General features: G+C 64.8%; 12 protein-coding genes. 3 read left to right on the forward strand and 9 right to left on the reverse strand.

All coding sequences use genetic code 11. The features are described from left to right. Positions 1–112: 112 nt before the first annotated feature. Entirely contained in the window at positions 113–538 is a 426-nt protein-coding gene (locus tag D618_RS0107100; protein WP_026091400.1) for an SRPBCC domain-containing protein, read from the forward strand. 96 nt (positions 539–634) lie between these two features. Here D618_RS0107100 and D618_RS0107105 read toward each other — a convergent pair whose 3' ends face one another. Further along, positions 635–1,861, reverse strand: coding sequence for an MFS transporter (locus tag D618_RS0107105; protein ID WP_017670812.1), 1,227 nt, complete (start codon positions 1,859–1,861; stop codon positions 635–637). A gap of 127 nt (positions 1,862–1,988) precedes the next feature. Between D618_RS0107105 and D618_RS0107110 the strand changes: the two genes are divergently transcribed. Then, positions 1,989–3,080 carry a putative sulfate exporter family transporter gene (locus D618_RS0107110; protein WP_017670813.1) on the forward strand — a complete coding sequence of 364 codons (1,092 nt, stop codon included), beginning with the start codon at positions 1,989–1,991 and terminating at the stop codon, positions 3,078–3,080. On the opposite strand, the gene D618_RS20025 is transcribed toward D618_RS0107110, so the two are convergent. The 3 genes from D618_RS20025 to D618_RS0107125 form a co-directional block, all read right to left on the reverse strand. Then, complete coding sequence (locus D618_RS20025; RefSeq protein ID WP_017670814.1) at positions 3,077–3,436, reverse strand: hypothetical protein; 360 nt, start codon at positions 3,434–3,436, stop codon at positions 3,077–3,079. The two genes, D618_RS0107110 and D618_RS20025, sit on opposite strands and share 4 nt — an antisense overlap. Next, positions 3,436–4,635 (reverse strand): molybdopterin-dependent oxidoreductase, encoded by a 1,200-nt coding sequence (locus D618_RS0107120; protein ID WP_017670815.1) that lies wholly within the window; start codon positions 4,633–4,635, stop codon positions 3,436–3,438. Before D618_RS0107120 ends, D618_RS20025 begins: the two co-directional genes overlap by 1 nt. An 88-nt stretch (positions 4,636–4,723) precedes the next feature. Further along, positions 4,724–5,284, reverse strand: a complete 561-nt coding sequence (locus D618_RS0107125) for a YkgJ family cysteine cluster protein (protein ID WP_017670816.1) — start codon at positions 5,282–5,284, stop codon at positions 4,724–4,726. Positions 5,285–5,440: 156 nt separating this feature from the next. On the opposite strand from D618_RS0107125, the gene asd reads away from it, so the two are divergent. After that, positions 5,441–6,292 (forward strand): archaetidylserine decarboxylase, encoded by an 852-nt coding sequence (gene asd / locus D618_RS0107135; protein ID WP_017670818.1) that lies wholly within the window; start codon positions 5,441–5,443, stop codon positions 6,290–6,292. 20 nt (positions 6,293–6,312) lie between these two features. On the opposite strand, the gene D618_RS0107140 is transcribed toward asd, so the two are convergent. From D618_RS0107140 to D618_RS0107160, 5 genes are all read right to left on the reverse strand, one after another. Then, a complete protein-coding gene (locus D618_RS0107140) occupies positions 6,313–7,395 on the reverse strand; it encodes a YihY/virulence factor BrkB family protein (RefSeq protein ID WP_017670819.1) in 1,083 nt (360 codons plus the stop codon). Next, complete coding sequence (locus tag D618_RS0107145) at positions 7,392–7,613, reverse strand: hypothetical protein (RefSeq protein WP_017670820.1); 222 nt, start codon at positions 7,611–7,613, stop codon at positions 7,392–7,394. Before D618_RS0107145 ends, D618_RS0107140 begins: the two co-directional genes overlap by 4 nt. Continuing rightward, a complete protein-coding gene (locus tag D618_RS0107150) occupies positions 7,613–11,869 on the reverse strand; it encodes a translocation/assembly module TamB domain-containing protein (protein WP_017670821.1) in 4,257 nt (1,418 codons plus the stop codon). The genes D618_RS0107145 and D618_RS0107150 overlap by 1 nt, the downstream gene beginning before the upstream one ends. Further along, positions 11,869–13,989 carry a BamA/TamA family outer membrane protein gene (locus tag D618_RS0107155; protein WP_017670822.1) on the reverse strand — a complete coding sequence of 707 codons (2,121 nt, stop codon included), beginning with the start codon at positions 13,987–13,989 and terminating at the stop codon, positions 11,869–11,871. The genes D618_RS0107150 and D618_RS0107155 overlap by 1 nt, the downstream gene beginning before the upstream one ends. Positions 13,990–14,254: 265 nt before the next feature. After that, a complete protein-coding gene (locus D618_RS0107160) occupies positions 14,255–16,678 on the reverse strand; it encodes a DUF2309 domain-containing protein (protein WP_017670823.1) in 2,424 nt (807 codons plus the stop codon).

The raw sequence follows: 16,678 nt of genomic DNA on the forward strand, positions 1-16,678 counted from the left end.
CGCGGATGATAGAAGTGATGGTGCACTCCTCACGGATGCGACACCTTCCTCTCGCGCCCCATCTCGAGTATCGTGGCTCGGCGAAATGGCCTTGAACGATGGAGGAAAACGCATGCCCGCTGAGCAGATAAGTGTCGTTACGACGGTCCCTGTCGCACCCGAACGGGCCTGGGCGCTTTATACGGACGCGGATGCGGTGACCCGATGGAATTTCGCATCTGACGATTGGCAGTGCCCCTCGGCGAGCATCGACCTTCGTGTCGGCGGAACGCATGTGGCCCGGATGGAGGCCAAGGACGGAAGTTTCGGCTTCGACTTCACAGGCACCTATGAGGAGGTCGATATGCCTCGGTCCCTCACGTTACGGCTGGACGATGGGCGCAAGTCACGCACGACTTTCGCGCCATCAGATGGCGGGACGACCGTTGAAACGACGTTCGATGCAGATGATGCTGCCCCGGTCGAGATGCAACGCGATGGCTGGCAAGCGATCCTGAACAATTACGGCAAGCTCGTCGCGCAAATGTCGCAAGGCTGACGGTCGCGTGCCTTGGGTGCCTCCCGACGGAGGGTGACACTTGGCAAGCGGCAATATTTGTTCTCGCCTTCAGTGGCCAACGGCCACGATGCATCGTTACTCCGCCGCCAGCTTCAGCTTCGGGATCATCACCTGGATGAACGCCAGCGCGACCAGATACGCGCTGCCGCAGATCGCGAACAAGGGCACGTATCCCATGCCGCTGCCCAGCGAATAGCCCGCGAACTCGATGATCGCGGTGCCCGACAAATTGCCCGCGACCGCGCCCAGCGCGATCACGCTGGCGACGCGGGTGGCGGGGATGATGTCGGCGGTCATGCCGAAGACGTTGGTCGAAAAGCCCTGATGCGCAAACAGCCCCAGGCCGATCAGCACCGCCGCGATCCACGGATTGCCGGTGGTCAATGCCAGCGGCATCGCGAGCACGACGAGTGCGTAGAACAGCATCGAGGTCTTGCGCGCGGCGTTGACGGTCATGCCTTTGCTTAGCAGGATCGGGTACAGTCCGCCCGAGGTGATCGCGCCCAGCGCGGCCAATGTGAAGATGATCGCGATCGGCCAGCCCAGGTCGCCTTGCGCCATGCCGAACTGCCGGTTGAAGAAATCGGGCATCCAGAACAGCACGAACCACCACACTGCATCGATGCAGAATTTCGCGCCGATCACGGTCCAGGTCCTGCGGTCGGAGAGCAGGGTTCCCCATGGCACGCGCGCGCGCTCGGGCAGGTCGCCCAGCGGCTTCAGGTTCTTGGTGCCGTACCACCAGCCCGCGAGCCAGACAAAGCCCAGGGCCCCAGTGACCCAGAACGCGGCCTGCCAGCCGAAGGCGAGCGCAAACGGCGGGATCAGCAGCGGGGTGATGATAGCGCCGATATTGGGCGCGGTGTTGATCAGGCCAATGGCGAAATTGCGTTCCTTCACCGGCAGATACATCGCCGCAGCCTTGAGGCCGGCAGGCGTGCTCACCGATTCGCCTGCCGCCAGCACGATCCGCGCGGCAACGAACTGCTGCACCGTCTGCGCCAGCGCATGCGCCATGCCGGCGGCGCTCCACACAATCACCGCGATCGAATAGGCAACGCGCACGCCCAGCCGGTCAACGAACCAGCCGACGAACAGCAAGGTGCCCGCTGCGGCAATCTGGAAGGAGGAGCCGAGATGCGCATAATCCGCGTCCGACCAGCCGAACTCGGCCTCCAAAGTGGGCTTGAGCAGCGCCAGCACCTGCCGGTCGACATAATTGAGCGCATTGCCCAGGAACAGCAGCGCCACCAGCGCTATCGCCGCGCCGCGCGCCACGCCCTGCTGTTGTGCCTCATTCATCGCGATCCTCCCGGTAGTGCGCACTTGTGCCGCGCTTCTTGCTTGCACGATAGCCGCTCGCGAGCGTAAGAAAAGCGTTATATGACACCGAAGGACATACTTTTGGGCTGGTTGGGTGGAGGGACGCGTGAAACGGCAGGATATTGACTGGGATTCGCTGCCCGCAGCCGGCGACCTTTTCGGCGAGATGTACCTTGCCGAAACCACGCCCAAGCCAGCACCTGATACGTCGAAGCCGCGCGAAACGGTGTTCCAGGGCCTGGTGATCTGCGCGATTGCCGCTGCGGCGGCGGCCTGGCTGTCGGAACATTACAACTTCCCGATCATCCTGCTGGGCCTCCTGATCGGGCTGTCGCTGAGCTTCGTCGCCAAGGACCCGCGCAGCCATATGGGGCTCGATTTCGCCTCGCGCACCTGCCTGCGCTTCGGCGTGGTGCTGCTGGGGCTGCAGGTGACCTTCGCGCAGATCGGATCGCTGGGCGTTCAGCCTTTTGCCGCGCTGGCGGGGATCATGACGGTGACCTTCCTGTCGGGAATCGTCGGCGCGCGGCTCGTCGGGCAATCGCATTACACCGGCATCCTGGCCGGTGGCGCGACCGCGATCTGTGGCGCGAGCGCGGCGATGGCGCTCTATGGCATCATCGGGCGCGAGCGGGTCAACCAGTCGCAGTTTGCGATCACCCTGGTTGTCGTGTCGCTGGCGAGCGCGCTGGCGATGTCGCTCTATCCAATATTGGCCGAATATCTCGACCTCACCGACGAGCAGGCAGGCTTCCTGATCGGCGCGTCGATCCACGATGTCGCGCAAGCGATCGGTGGCGGTTATGCGTTCTCAGAAGCGGCGGGCAGCTATGCGGCGATCGTCAAGCTGTCGCGTGTGGCGATGCTGGCGCCGGTGGTCATCATCACTGGGCTGGTGATTGGCGGCGCGAACTCGGCGGAGGGCGACCCGCTGTGGAAGCGGCTGGCGCTGCCATGGTTCATCGTCGCGTTTTTCGGCGTAGTGCTGCTCAATTCACTGGTGAGCATTCCAGCCCCGGCGCGCGACATTGCGCTCAGCGGTTCCAAGGGCCTGCTGCTGATCGCGGTGATCGCGACCGCGATGCGCAGCCGCCTCGATCTGCTGATGCAGACCGGCATCCGTCCCGCGATCCCTGTGGCGATTGCGACGCTCGTCAGCCTGATCGCTTCATTCGCGGCGGTGATGCTGATTGCCTAACCGAAGCGGTCGTTCAGGATCTTGGCGATGACCTCGACCTGATCGGGCTCGATCGGCGCGCTATAGACCTTGACCATCTTGGTCACCTCATCGTGCCAGAATTTCTCGCCCATGCCGGGCGGCTGGGTGGTGATGTATTCGAGCGAATGGCAAGCCGAACAGTTGTTCACCACCGCCTCCGCTCCGGCATCGGCCAGCGCTTCTGGCACAGTCTCTTCGGGCAACTGGTAGCTCACTGGCTCCATGCTCATGCCGATTGGGGCAGGGCCATCGCCGCGCTGATAGACCGTCAGCGCCGCGCCGCCTGCGGCCACGGCAAGCAGGCCAAGCCCGATGACCAATCCCTTGCTGCGCATCACACCGCCTCCAGCATCGTTGTTTCAGACACGTTGCGCATATAGCCCGCCGGCTGCCAGCTCGCCTCGAGCGGCTGGATCTCGCCGCTCACCGTCTCGGCGCGCACCCGCACCGGGTAACGGCCTGCAGCGAGCGTGAGGCCGAATTTCCATTCGCGGAAGGAATAGCGCCCCAGATCCTCGCCCAGCTTCGCGTCCTGCCAACTGCGGCCATCATCGGGCGAGACCAGCACGCGATTGACGGGGTCGCCTCCGGAAAACGCAATGCCGCGCAGTTCGGTGGCCTTGCCTGCTGCAACCTGCGCGCCATCGGTGTGGCTGGTGACGAACGAGCGGACGTTGAACCGCGCGATGGGCAGGGTCTTGTCCGGCTTGGTGCCGGGCTCGACGCAATTGCAGTCATTATCGGGGATGCGATAGGCGGTCTTCATCCAGTACCCATCGAAATCCTTGTCGACGACGTTGATTTCATTGAGGTGCTTCACCCAATAGGTGCCGAAATGGCCCGGCACCACCAGTCGCAGCGGATAGCCGTTGAGGAAGGGAAGCTCTTGGCCGTTCATCGCATAGGCGACCATCACCTCTCCATCACTTGCATGGTCGAGATCGAGTGCCTTGACGAAATCGGCGATGCCATCGGCGGGTGGATTGTCGAGACCGTTGAAGGTGACTTGGGCCGCACCTGCGCGCACCCCCGCCTTGGCGAGCAGGTGCTTGAGCGCCACGCCCTGCCAGCGCGCATTGCCCATCGCGCCGTTGCCCAGCTGTCCTCCGGCGACGCGCGGCGTGACAAAGCCACGGCTGTTGCCCGAACACTGGTTGACCGCGACGACCTCGCTCACCGGAAAATCGCGGCGCAGCGCGTCGAGCGAAAGCTCGAGCGGCGTGTCGACATGCCCGCCGATGCTCAGACGGAAGCTGCGCGGGTCGATCTCGGTCGGCAGGCCCGAGAGGTGATAGCGGACGAAAAACGCGTCATTGGGGGTCAGCAGCCCATCGTTGAACACCGAAAACGGCGTTTCCAGCTGCGGTGGGCGGCTGGTGAGCAGGATCATCTCGCGCTTGCCGGGCATTGTGACCAGTGGGCGTTCTCCGTTGCCGAAGGGCAGTATGATGCGTCCGCCGCTCGTCTTCGCTGCCGCGCCGATCAAGGCGACTCCTGCGCCCGCCACGAACAGCCTCCGGTCAATCCCGCTCATCATCCCACTCCTGCATTCCCTGGCGCCCGTTTTACCGATCGCCGATCGTATGTCCACCGTTAGCCATACGATGGTGGCGAGTGCAAGGTTACAGCGGGGGCAGGAAGGCTGAATAGCGCTCGCGCCATGCGGCCACCTCTTCGGCGTGGTCGGGGGGCGGGGGATCGCCCGACAGGACCAGCCGGGCGACGTCATCCTCCGGGTGCATCAGCATCCGTTTCGATCCATCGCTGAACCACACGGCGACCAGCTGGGTGCACAGGATATCGAGCACGCGCGCCGCCAGGCCGCTGGCGATGGCATCGCTGCCGGGCAGGGTCCGGATGTTGATCGCCACACCTTCGAAGCAGTTGCGCGGGGCGCGCTCGAAATTGATCGAGATCAGCAGGCCACTCCTGTCGGGGCGCGCCTCGTCTGGCAGCTGCGCCACCCTGCGCCAGGCGCAGAACCAGGTTCGGCAGATCGTTGGCCGCACCGCATGGATGCTGCATCCTTGCGGCCCGAGCTGCGGGCAGGGGGTTCCGGCAGGCTTCGCAAAATCGGGCGTGTCGACCTTAAGCGTCACACAGCACGCGACGCAGCCGCCGCAGTCGCGCTCTGGCAGCACAGGCCCCAGAAGCAGCGTTTCCAGATCCGTGTCGCGCGTCATGCCGCTGCACTGTGGCGCTGGCCCGCTGCGAATGCAAGCGCGCGGCGGTGGAGGGATCCGACCGCCTGCAGCACTATCGCCTTCGGCTGATCGACATTTTGGTGCCTTCGCGCACGATCATTGATAAGCCCGGCCCATCACGACCGAAGGAATAGCATGTCTGACCGCCTGAAAATTCTGTTGCAACACGGCCTGCCAAAGCAATTGCTGACGCGGCTCGCCGGAAGGGTGGCGCAGGCGGAAGCTGGCGCGACGACGCAGCAGCTCATCCGCTGGTTCGCCAGCCGGTACAAGGTCGACATGACAGAGGCAGCCAACCCTGACATCGCTAGCTATGCCAGCTTCAATGCGTTCTTCACGCGTCCGCTCAGGGCAGGCGTGCGCCCCATTGCAGACGCGGATTTCGTCAGCCCGGTCGATGGTGCGATCAGCCAGCTGGGCGCGATCGACGATCATCACCTCGTCCAGGCCAAGGGACATCGCTACACCATCACCGATCTTGTCGGCGGCGATGGCGCGCTGGCCGAACAGTTCCGCCATGGCAGCTTTGCCAACCTGTACCTTTCGCCCCGGGACTATCATCGCATCCACATGCCCTGCGATGGCCGGCTGCTGCGCATGATCCATGTTCCCGGCGCGCTGTATTCGGTGAATCCGGTGACCGCGCGCGGCGTGACCAACCTGTTTGCGCGCAACGAGCGCGTGGTGTGCGTGTTCGATTCCGCTGAATATGGTCAGTTCGTGATGGTACTGGTCGGTGCGACAATCGTCGGCAGCATGGCCACCACCTGGCATGGTGTCGTCAACGGGCGGCGGACCGGCAAGCTGGCGCAATGGAATTATGCGGATCAGCCAATCATGCTGAAAAAGGGCGACGAGATGGGCCGCTTTCTGCTGGGCTCGACGGTGATCATGCTGTTCAAGCCCGGAACCATCGATCTCAACCCGGCCTGGGCTCCGGAAAGGCCGGTGCGCCTGGGAGAAATGATGGGCATGTCGCCCCGCTGACGCCAGGGGTCGGCTGGTGCTTACCGGCTAGCCTGGCGGCGCGAACGCTTTTCGAGAATGGCCCGCGACGCCTCGTCGAGCGCGACCGTGTCGGCCAGCACCGCACCGCGCTGGCCGATCGGGCGATCGGCTCCGACGGTGGAATCGCAGAAGGTCTGGCGCTCGGTTTCGGCGTTGAATTCCGCGCCGATCAGGACCGAATAGGCCGACAGGAACAGCCACATCTGGAAGATGACGATGGTGGCGAGCGATCCGTACGTCGCATTGTAATTGCCGAAGTTGGACGCGTAAAAGCCGAATCCCACGGTAATGCACAGCCATAGCAGCGTCGAAGCGACCGAACCCAGCGAAAGCCAGCGCCATTTGGCGGCGCGACGATCGGGCGCATAGCGAAAGAAGATCGCGAAGGTGACGCTGACCAGCATCGCCGCGACCACCCAGGTCAGCGTCTGCGCCAGCATCAAAGCTCCATTGCCGATATACCCAGCCAGAAAATTGCGCGCATAGCTGAACAGCGAAATCGACACGAGGCCGACGATCGCGATGCCCGCCATGCCGAGGGTGATCGTGACCGCGACCCAGGTGGTGCGGAAAAATCCCCGCGTCTCATGCTCTTCGTAGATGATGTTAAGCGCGCGCATCATGGCGGTCGCTGCGCGCATCGCGCCATAGGTGGAAAACAGCAGCGCAACGAGAAGGCCCAGGCCCTGCTGCGCCTTGTTGGTGGTCACGATCTGGAGCAGCTGCTCGCGCAGGATCGTAAGGACTTCGCCCGGAACGACATCAGTCAGCAGATCAAGGCTGTCGGCCACTGTGGCGGGATCGGCGATCAGGCCGTAGAGCAGAACGATCACTGCGATCAGCGGCACGAAAGCGAGGAACGCGAAGAACGCAACCCCGGCGGCCAGCAGCGCCAGGTTGTGGAAATCATTCATCACGAACACCCGCCTGGCGATCGCCCACCAGGCCCTGGGGGGCATCTGAAGCGGCGAAAGCGCGGTCGCACCGGGGACATCTTGCGCCATCTGGCTCGCAAGTTCGGGCGTGGCGCGCTGGATCAACTCTGCATCAGCCTGTGCGGGAGGTGGATCGGCCTTTGTCATTTCACGTTGTCCGTTACGGTCTGCTCCTGCTCGGCAGCTGCTTTGTCAGCCTCACGCGCGGCGGAGAGCTGCGCATTAGCTTCGGTTTCGATCTGGCGAGCCTTCTCGCTCAATTCGCGCGATCGCTGATCGAACTTTTCGTCGAAATCGGGTTCTGCCGAACACCCCGCCAGCAGTACGAGGAATGCGCCGATCATCATGCCCAAGGCGCTGCGCATCAATAATCCTTCCGATACTGGACGTTGACGTTCGATCCGCCAAAGCTGCCCACCTGGCTCAGCACCGACAGCGCCTTGCTCAGGCTGATCTCGATCTGCGTGGCGGTAAACCCGCGCGTATCGGTGATGATTTCGACATAGACATCGTTCGAAATATACTGGCCCACGGCCAAGGATGTCCCGCGTCCGGTATCCTCGTCCGCCCCCAGGATCCTGAGCCGATCGATGCCCGATGCCGATTGCAGCACGCCCAGCGGATTGAGACCGCCGCTGCCGCCGCGCAGGGAATTGAGCGACGCCGCCAGCTGCACGGCCTGAATAGGCGTGAGCTCACCGATCGAGTTGCCGAACAGGATGCGCGCCATCACCTCGTCCTGCGGCAGCGAGGGCGTGGAGGAGAAGGCGATGTCCGGGTTCTCCCCGGTGCCGGAGACGTTGATGTTGACCGTCACGTCGCCTGCCTCGCCGCTGGCGCGCAGGTTGATGACCGGGTTGGTGGCACTGCCGCCGTTGAACCGCAGGCGCCCTTCTTCCAGATCGAACGAGCGTCCGGCAAAGCCCAGGGTACCGCGCACCAGTTCGATACCGCCGGTGATCTGCGGACTGCCGGTCGTACCGCCCACACGGATATCGGCCGCCCATTCGGAATCCAGCCCCATGCCCGAGACGTAGATCTGGTTGTCGGCAACCACCTTGACGTCAAGCCGCCAGTTGCTGGGGACGCCCGAAATCGGCTCCGGATCGCCGGTGATGCGTTCCCGGCCCAGCGCGGGTTTGCGGCGCACGCCGGTGAGCTTGGCGACTTGCGCCGAGCCCTGCCGCACGATGCGATAGCGCGTCTCGGGCAGGCGGATCGTGCCCGAGATCAACGCTGGTTGGCTCGCGCTGTTGACGATGGTGAGCTGACCAGTGGCGGTCGCCGCCAGATCATTGCCCTCGGCCAGCCGCGCATTGTCGAGGTTCAGAGCCAGCTGGATGGGGAAGCCCTGCGCCGAGCTCAGCGAGACAAAACCTTCGCCGCTGATCGTGCCGCTGCCTGCGCGCGCCGTCAGCTGTTCGACCTGAAGCCGATCGCCGGTGAAGTTGCCGCGCACCCGCATGTTGGTGAGCCGGGTCCCGTATTGCTCGTTCTCATAGGTCAGGTTGTTGGCGCGGATGATGCCGGTCAGCTGAGGTTGCTGCACCCGTCCCGAGAAGTCAGCGGCAACGCCGATCGCGCCGGACAGGCTCTGGTCGGGCAGCGCCGCGAGCGAGAACAATGTGTCGGCGGGGCCGTTATAGCGCAGGCCACCAGTGAGCGGAGCCGCCAGCAACCGGGTGGTCCAGCTGCCCGCGCCGGGCGCCAGTGGATTGAGCGCCACCTGCAGACGCCCGATCACCGCGCCGCGTCGGCGGATGATGGCGCGCGCATTGCCGCCATCGGGCTGCAACCGCCCAACCACGCTCATGTCCACTGGCTGCGAGACCGATGCCAGGCTGGTGCGAGTGAAATTGTCGATCGCCAGCCGCGCGTCCGCCTCGGGGAAGCTGTCGGCACCGGCTTGGCGGAAGTCGAGACTGCCCGTCGCGGTTCCGCCCAGACCCAGGCCCGGCATGATCGGGTTGATCAGCGCCAGGTCGACATCGCTCAGGCGGGCGTTGATATCCATGCCCGCGCCATAGCGACCGGCCAGCTGGATGGTGCCCCGCGACAGGTCGATGGTCGTCGGCATCAGACGGTATTGTGCCGCTTCAGGAATGATCCGCGCGGCCTTGCGCGTCCTGAAATCGATGCCGTTGGCGCGGCCGTCCAGCGCGACGCGCCACAGTTGGGGGGCCAGCGCGGCATTGGCGGCAAAACGGAACGGGAAGCTGTTGCGTCCTTCTGCCATCACCCGCGCGCTGCCCTGACCGTCGCGGTAATCGACCTTGGCGCGCGCCGCAGCAATCTGCAGCTGGCCCATCCGGGTGCCGGCGATCTGGATATCGGCAACGACCTGCGGCTGTTCGGTCAGTACAATGTCCGCTGCGACGATCGCCCGGCCAATGACTACCCCGGCAGGGCCGGGCAGACGAGCATCATTGGCGTTCATCGCAAGCACGGCGCGTTGAAATGCGCCCGATGCCGATAGCGCCACATTGCCGGAAACCCCCGCGCCATCGGCGACCAGCTGTCCGGCAAACGGGCCTGCCGCCGTCTGGTTGATCCTGCCGGTGATGCCGATATCGGCAAACCGGGTGCCGGGGTTGACGGCAACCGTCAGCGGGCCGTTGCCGGTAAAGACATTCACATCGGCAGTGAACGCGCCATAATCGGTATCACCAGTGCCGGTAACGGCATAGCTGGCGCCATCGCCGCGAAGGGTGGCAACAACGTTGGACATGCCGACACCCAGTCCGGGCCTTGCGGCGGTCACGGTGGCAACGGGACGGGTCACGGTTCCGGTGACGGCGACCGTCAACGGTCCGTACTGGTTCGAACTGCCGCGGGCATTGAAGCGGATCTGGCCATCGGTCGAATAGGAGCCGCTGCCATCCGAAAGCCGGAAAGACGGCGCAGCCACGGTCAGGCGGGTCACCCGGCCGATGCCGTCACTGCCATAGCTGACATTGGCATTGATCAACGAGTTGCCGCCGAGGAATTCGCGAAGCCCATCGTTGAGAATCTGGCTCGAACGGGCGCGGATGCTGCCCGCCAGACGGAAGCCGCCATTGCCGGTGGCTTCCAGGTCTATATCGGTCGACAGGTTGAAGATGCCGACGCTGTCGACACGGTAGCCATTGACGCGGCCATTGAGCGCGCCTGTGTAAACGCCGGTGTTGAGGTCAGCGAGGATGACCGCCGTCGCATCGATGCGATCGGAGCGCATCCGCATATTGTCCGACATCAGCCGGGCGTTCGAATAGGCAAGGTCGCCATCGAGCCGGACGTTTTGCAACAGGCCGCCTGCCGCTGCATTGAGCCCTGCAATCCGGCGCGCGCGAGCGCTCACCGGGATCATCCACGCATCCTTGTCGAGCCGCGCTGCGCCGTTGGCGGTGAGGCCTATCACCGCCATGTCGTTGAACCCCAGCCGTGCTGCGGTGATTTCATAGGCGATCTGCGGCGCGGAGAACGCGCCGTCCAAGGTCAGATTGGCCGCGATGCCTGCACCGCTCAGGTTCTCGGCGATCGTGCCGGGCTGCAACAGCCGGAAGGCAATCGCCAGATCGCGCATCCGGCTCTCGCCCAGATCGACCAGACCATTGGCGTCGAACGCGAAATTGGCGTTGCCGATGTTCGCTGAAATATCGAAGCGTCGGTCGTTGGCGGTCGTCTTGATGTCGATCGCAGTTTCGGGCTCGAACAGCGCGCTGGGCTGTGCGGCAAGCAACAGGGCAGGGCGCAAGTCGCCGCGCGCGGTGAACGTGCCGTTGCGCGCCGTCAGCGCGACATCGGCGAGAGACTGCCCGCCCAGCGTTCCGGTCAATGCACCGTTCCAGGCATCCCAATCGCCCTTGCCGCGCAGATCGACGCGCATCGGCTCGGCGACGCCGGTCAAACCGGCGATGAGGCCCTGCGCAGGCGCGTCAAGGTCGAGAGCGAGATCGAGGGTGTTGGTTTCCGGTACCGCGCGCAGATCGACGACCAGCGTCTCGCCACCGACAAAACCATTGCCGGCCTGGGTTGCCGCACGGGCAGTGACGACGGCGGTGCGGTCGGCAATATGGACCTTGCCAGCCAGTGACGCGCGATGGCGCTGGCCGGTAACCGACTGATCGATATCGATCTGGCGCAGTTGCAGGTCGGCGATGTCGATGTCGAGATCGGGCAGCAGCGGCTCGTCGGTCGGTGGTGTCTCGTTGAACGCGGGCAGGCGGCGCAGGCGCATCTGCGGGACGACCAGCGAGCGGATATCGACATGGCTGTTCACGAACGCGAACGGTCGCCAGTCCACCTCGACCAGCGGAGAGGACGCAAACACGCCCTGCGGATCGCGCAGCGTCAGATCGCGCACCCGCATCTGGCCATAGAGCGAGCCCTCGATCGAGCCGATGCCGATGTTCAGGCCGTTTTCGAACTCCATGCCCGCGATCTGCTTGGCGACGAAACGCTTGCCGCTGCTGCTGTCCAGCCAGATGTATGCAATGGCCAGCAACGCGACGATCGCGCCCAGCAGAACCGCGACACCGATGGCAATCCGGCGCAGCCAGTTCGTGCGCCGGGCAGGGGGCTCGGTCGCCTCAACAGGGGGTTCGGCAGCCGGCTCGGGCGTCATGTCGATCGGGTCCGCCATCAGAATGCCTGTCCGATCGAGATGTAGATCGCGACGCGCGATTCACCCGGTCGCCGGGCGATGGGGGTCGCAACATCGAGCCGCATCGGGCCGAAGTTGGTATAGAAACGCCCGCCCACGCCCACGCCATAGCGCAGGTCGCTGAAGCCCGGGGTCGAGCTGGTCGAAACCTGTCCTGCATCGACGAAGCCGACGATGCCGTAGTTGCCGAAGCGATAGCGCACCTCTGCGGCTGCCTCGACCAGACTGCGCCCGCCGATCGGGCGGTTTTCGGGATCCTTGGGTCCCAGCTCCTGATAGCCAAAGCCGCGCACCGATCCGCCGCCACCGGCGTAATAGCGCCGCGAAGGCGCGATATCGGGACGGTCGGCACCGAAGATCGATCCCACGCGCGCGCGTCCGGCGATGACGATGCTATCGCCGACCGGATAGTAGCCGGTGCCTTCCAGCAGGCCACGCCCGTAGAACAATGTCCCGCTGCCCAGCGAGGCCTCTGGCGACACCTGCGCCGACAGGCGGAAGCCGCGCGTCGGGTCCAGCAGATCGTTCGAGCGGTCCCAGGTGATCTGGCCGGGCAATGCTGCGACGTAATAGGTGCGGCGGTCGCGCTCGCCCAAAATGAAATTGAAATCCTGCTCGTTGGTGCCGAGAAGTTCAAAGCCGTAGCTGTAGGTCAGCCGCTTCTGCCAGATGGGGGTGCTGTAATAGGAAACGCGCCCTGCCAGTCTGCCGGTGAATGATTCATACGCGGCAAAGTCGCTGCGCAGCGCCGACAGGCTCAGTTCCACCGCACGGTCGCGCCGTCCGGCATTCGATCGGCGGAAGGTGGCGGATGCGCCCTGTTCCTGCGTGCCGGCAGTGACGCTCGCGATCAGCGCGCCTTCGGGCGGGAACAGGTTGCGATGGGTCCAGCTGCCCTGTGCGCGGATGCCTTGCCCGGTGCCATAGCCCGCATTGGCAGCGAGCGTGCGCGCCGGGCCAGCGGCCTGTTCGACCGCGAGGTTGGCATATTGGGTGCCGTCGGGAGCGGTGGTGTCCGATGGTTCGGGCTGCACCGCGACCAGCGAATAGAGCCCGGTGGCGACCAGCGCCTTGCGCAGGTCATCGACCAGGCGGCTGTCATAGAGGTCACCCTTGTCGAAGCGGGCGAGCCTGGCGATGTGATCGGCCTCGAACACCGTCGTGCCGCTGGTCAGGATGTCGCCAAAGCTGCTGCGCGCACCGGGCATGACGGGCAGGGTATAGTCGCCGCGCCGGGTTTCGGGATCGAGCAGGATATCGCGCTCGCCCACCCTGGCAAAGGGATAGCCGTATTGCGGCAGGGCGACGCTGATATTGGCCTCGGCGGCCAGAACCCGTTCGGCATCGATCGGTTCGCCCGTCGCGGGAACGAAGTTGCGCGAAATCAGGTCTTCAGGTTCGACCGGAGGCGCATTGAAGGTGATCGATCCAAGCCGATAGCACGGCCCCGGCGAGGCGGTGAGCACGACGACAATCGGACCCGTGCCGCTCTCGGGCATCTCGATCGCCCCGTTGACCGTCGCATCGAAAAAGCACTCGCCGATCAGCAGATCGGCCAGCAGCTGCTGGTCTTCCAGCATTCGCGCAGAAACCATCGCGCCGTTGCTGGCCTTGCCATCGCCATCGTCCAGCGCTGACAGTTCCTCGAACCGCGACCGGACCGATCCGGGGTCGGCAGGCGCTGGTTCGGCGTCAGCAGGGGCCTCCGCTTCGCTCAGTCCTTCGATCCGATAGCTGTATCGTATCGATTGCGAGGCGGCTTCATCGGCCTCGGTATAACGGCTGTCATCGAACGGCTCGACGTCGAAGCTGTTGATCGGCCCCAGGGGTGTTGCGATTTCCGGATCGTCGGCGAGCGGCGCGATCAACGTCTCGTCTGCGTTTGTGGCGGTGGCGGTCCCCGGCTGCCGTCCGGCCTCGCGCTCCAATTGGGCTTGTTCCGCATCCCATTGCTCGACCGTGCCCAAAGGGGCTTCCGGGTCTATGGCCGGGATCGTGGCGTCGAATTCCTCATCGGTGATGATCGGATCGGCCTGTGCGTCATCAGAGCGCCCGCTGGCCGCTCCGTCTTCACGGCTTGCAGGGGCCTGGGGATCCATCTGCTGAGCTATTGCTGGCAGGTTGCTCGCCGAAGCCCATAGAACAACGCACCCCACCGAGCGCAAACGCAAAGACATTCAAGAATCCTGAACTCGGCGCGACAAGCACATCGCACAACATTCTTCTGAATGGTTCAGGACGCCAAAAGGTCCACCTACATAGGTTAAAATTTTTCCACAGGGTCGATTGCGCCCAATTCTTCGCGGTCGCCGCGCCGTGCGCTGCAGGCTGTGGCGCTTGATGAAACGCGCGGTATCGCGTGTTTCAGGCGGCCAGATCGCGCTCGATCGCCACTTGGCCATCGCTGTCGACACGCTGCCAGTGCAGATTGCCGGCATAGCGCCAGGCAAACTGGCCCGCGTCGTCCAGCGCCATCAGGTGAAGCCAGCGGTTATCGAACAGCGCACGCACTCCCGGGTGCCTTTCAAGGATTGCGGTCATGGCCTCCACCGGAGCCTCGATGCACACGGTCAGCCGCAGCGGCTCGTGCACCAGCTCGCTGCCGTCATGCACCGACTGGTGCGGTAGGCCGGCCCGCATGGTGCCGCCATAGCCTTCCACGACGCCGATGCCGCCGATGACATTGTGGATCAGCTTGTTGCCGCCGCCGAACACTGCAGGCGCGACCGCCGACCCGTAATATTGCAGGCTGATCCAGCTGGCGACCACGACGGGTGCAGTCATGATCAGCTCCAGAACGCCGAAGTCCTGGTCCTGCCGCCAATCATAATCGTGCAGGAAGGCACGCCCTTGCAGGCTGTTGCCACGGGTGCGCGCGCGTGGTGCGGCGATGAAGGCCTTGCATCCTGCCAGCGCCCATTCTGGACGAATTTCCGCCCAATCGCGGCTGCGACGGGTCACTCTTGCGGCAGACGCGGCACGCGGCAGGCGCAACGCGCGTTCGCCCCGGGCCACCAGCCCGGCGCTCGCCAGCCATGCGCGCGCGCGGACCAGATCGGCAGCATGGGCTGGCGAGGGGTGATCGCCCTCGTAGATCAACACAGCGTCGGTGGTGGTATCGTGCAATGCGGCCAGGAACAGTGTTCCGTCAGGCACCACGATACCCGCCGCGCCGAGCCCGACGCGCACCGCCGGATCGTTGAGCAGGCTGGCGAGCAACCGGGCGTTGACCTCGCCCGAATATCCACCGCAAGCCCCGCAGTGCAGGCCGCTGGCATGCGGATTGTTGACGACATTGGCACCATGGCCGACCAGCAGCACCAGCGGGGCAAAATCGCGCGTCAGCGACATCGCGCGCAATATCGAGATCGCCGCAGCGATGCGGTCTTCCAGGCTCAGCGCGGGATGGGGGCGCGGCATCGGATCATGCGGCAACTGCTTGCGTTTGAGGCCCAGCCCGTCGCGCAGCAGCTTGCCGAAATAGACCGGGCCTGCCGCCTCGACAAAGGCGAAGGACGATACCGCTGCGAGCTTGAACCGTCCCCACGCCCGCCGCGCGCGTGACAGATAGCGTGCGGCGCGGTCTTGCGCTTCGTGCTCGGGACCACCCGAACAGCTGGTGAGCCGAGCGTTCAGCAATACCGGCAGGCGGTGTTCCGCGACATCCGACGCAAAGCGCCGGTGCGATGCGCCAAGCCCGAAGAATCCGGCAAATCCAAGGGTGCGGATGCCCGGATCGATCGCCTCGAGCGAGCGGCGGAACACCTCCGAGCGCACGTCGATGCAGAACGCCGCCTGCAACAGCGCAGGCGAAGTATCGCCAGCCAAGCTGCTCGCTGCCAGCGTCTGCCCGATATCGCGCTGGCCCGCGCGTTCCGCCGCTTCCTGCAGGATGGCGTCAATGATCTGATCTGCGTCTGGCTCGACCGGGGCGGCATGCGCTGCCACCACATGTGTCCAAGCGTCGATGATGCTGTCGCGATGCTGGGTGAACAGCGCCTCTTCCCACATCAGCCGGATGCACAAAAAATCAGTAAGCGCGCTGTCATGCTCACCCGCCAGCTCGGCCTGCCACAGCCGGAAGCGTGCAAACTGAGCCCAGCCGCCGAGGCTGGTCAGCAGCGCGTGGAAATAGGTGGGCATTGCATTGGCGGGAAGCGTCAGCCGACTGGCGCTCGCAGCCATGGCATCGCGGGGGCTGTCGGGGGCATCGGCGACAAAGGCGGCAAAACCCTTCAGGCCGACGATTTCCGGCGTCAGGTCATGCGTCGCCACCGCTTGCCAGGCGCGCCACGCGCATTTGCCGCGCGGCGCGGCCCACAAAGCCTGACCCTCGTCGCTCCATGCGCCCGCCCAGCTGCCAAAGCGTTCGGCGATGACCGCAGGCCAATCGATTCCCGAGACGCGGGCGGCCAGATCGGCGATCGTCGGCAGCGGATCGGCACGCACATGCGGGCGCTGTGCAGCCAGCCTCAGCTCTGCGACCGAAGCGGGGCGCGGGGTCGCGGTGCTGGCCGCCAGCGCGGCTGCCAGATCGGCATCGCTGATCGCGCCGCTGGCGATCCGTTCTCGATACCAGCTGCGCGGCATCGTCACCGCAGCGTCGCTGACCCGGGCGAGCAGCGCACCTGTCGCCGCCAGATCCAGCTCGGCTTGCCCGAGATAGGGATTGACCGCCACGCTCGATGCCAGCGGCCAGGCAGGCGGGATGGCACGTGCGGCAGCATCGGCCAGCGCGGCGATATCCGGCCCTGCCGGGGTGGGCTCGATCAGGTGTGTGTGTGTCAC

The sequence above is a fragment of the Blastomonas sp. AAP53 genome (assembly GCF_000331245.1).
Taxonomy (GTDB): Bacteria; Pseudomonadota; Alphaproteobacteria; order Sphingomonadales; family Sphingomonadaceae; genus Blastomonas.

Coding starts and splice junctions, on each gene's coding strand:
- D618_RS0107155 (WP_017670822.1), bottom strand. CDS start 13,989: ATGGATCCCCAGGCCCCTGCAAGCCGTGAAGACGGAGCGGCCAGCGGG.
- D618_RS0107100 (WP_026091400.1), top strand. CDS start 113: ATGCCCGCTGAGCAGATAAGTGTCGTTACGACGGTCCCTGTCGCACCC.
- D618_RS0107125 (WP_017670816.1), bottom strand. CDS start 5,284: ATGACGCGCGACACGGATCTGGAAACGCTGCTTCTGGGGCCTGTGCTG.
- D618_RS20025 (WP_017670814.1), bottom strand. CDS start 3,436: ATGCGCAGCAAGGGATTGGTCATCGGGCTTGGCCTGCTTGCCGTGGCC.
- D618_RS0107120 (WP_017670815.1), bottom strand. CDS start 4,635: ATGAGCGGGATTGACCGGAGGCTGTTCGTGGCGGGCGCAGGAGTCGCC.
- asd (WP_017670818.1), top strand. CDS start 5,441: ATGTCTGACCGCCTGAAAATTCTGTTGCAACACGGCCTGCCAAAGCAA.
- D618_RS0107150 (WP_017670821.1), bottom strand. CDS start 11,869: ATGGCGGACCCGATCGACATGACGCCCGAGCCGGCTGCCGAACCCCCT.
- D618_RS0107140 (WP_017670819.1), bottom strand. CDS start 7,395: ATGACAAAGGCCGATCCACCTCCCGCACAGGCTGATGCAGAGTTGATC.
- D618_RS0107145 (WP_017670820.1), bottom strand. CDS start 7,613: ATGCGCAGCGCCTTGGGCATGATGATCGGCGCATTCCTCGTACTGCTG.
- D618_RS0107105 (WP_017670812.1), bottom strand. CDS start 1,861: ATGAATGAGGCACAACAGCAGGGCGTGGCGCGCGGCGCGGCGATAGCG.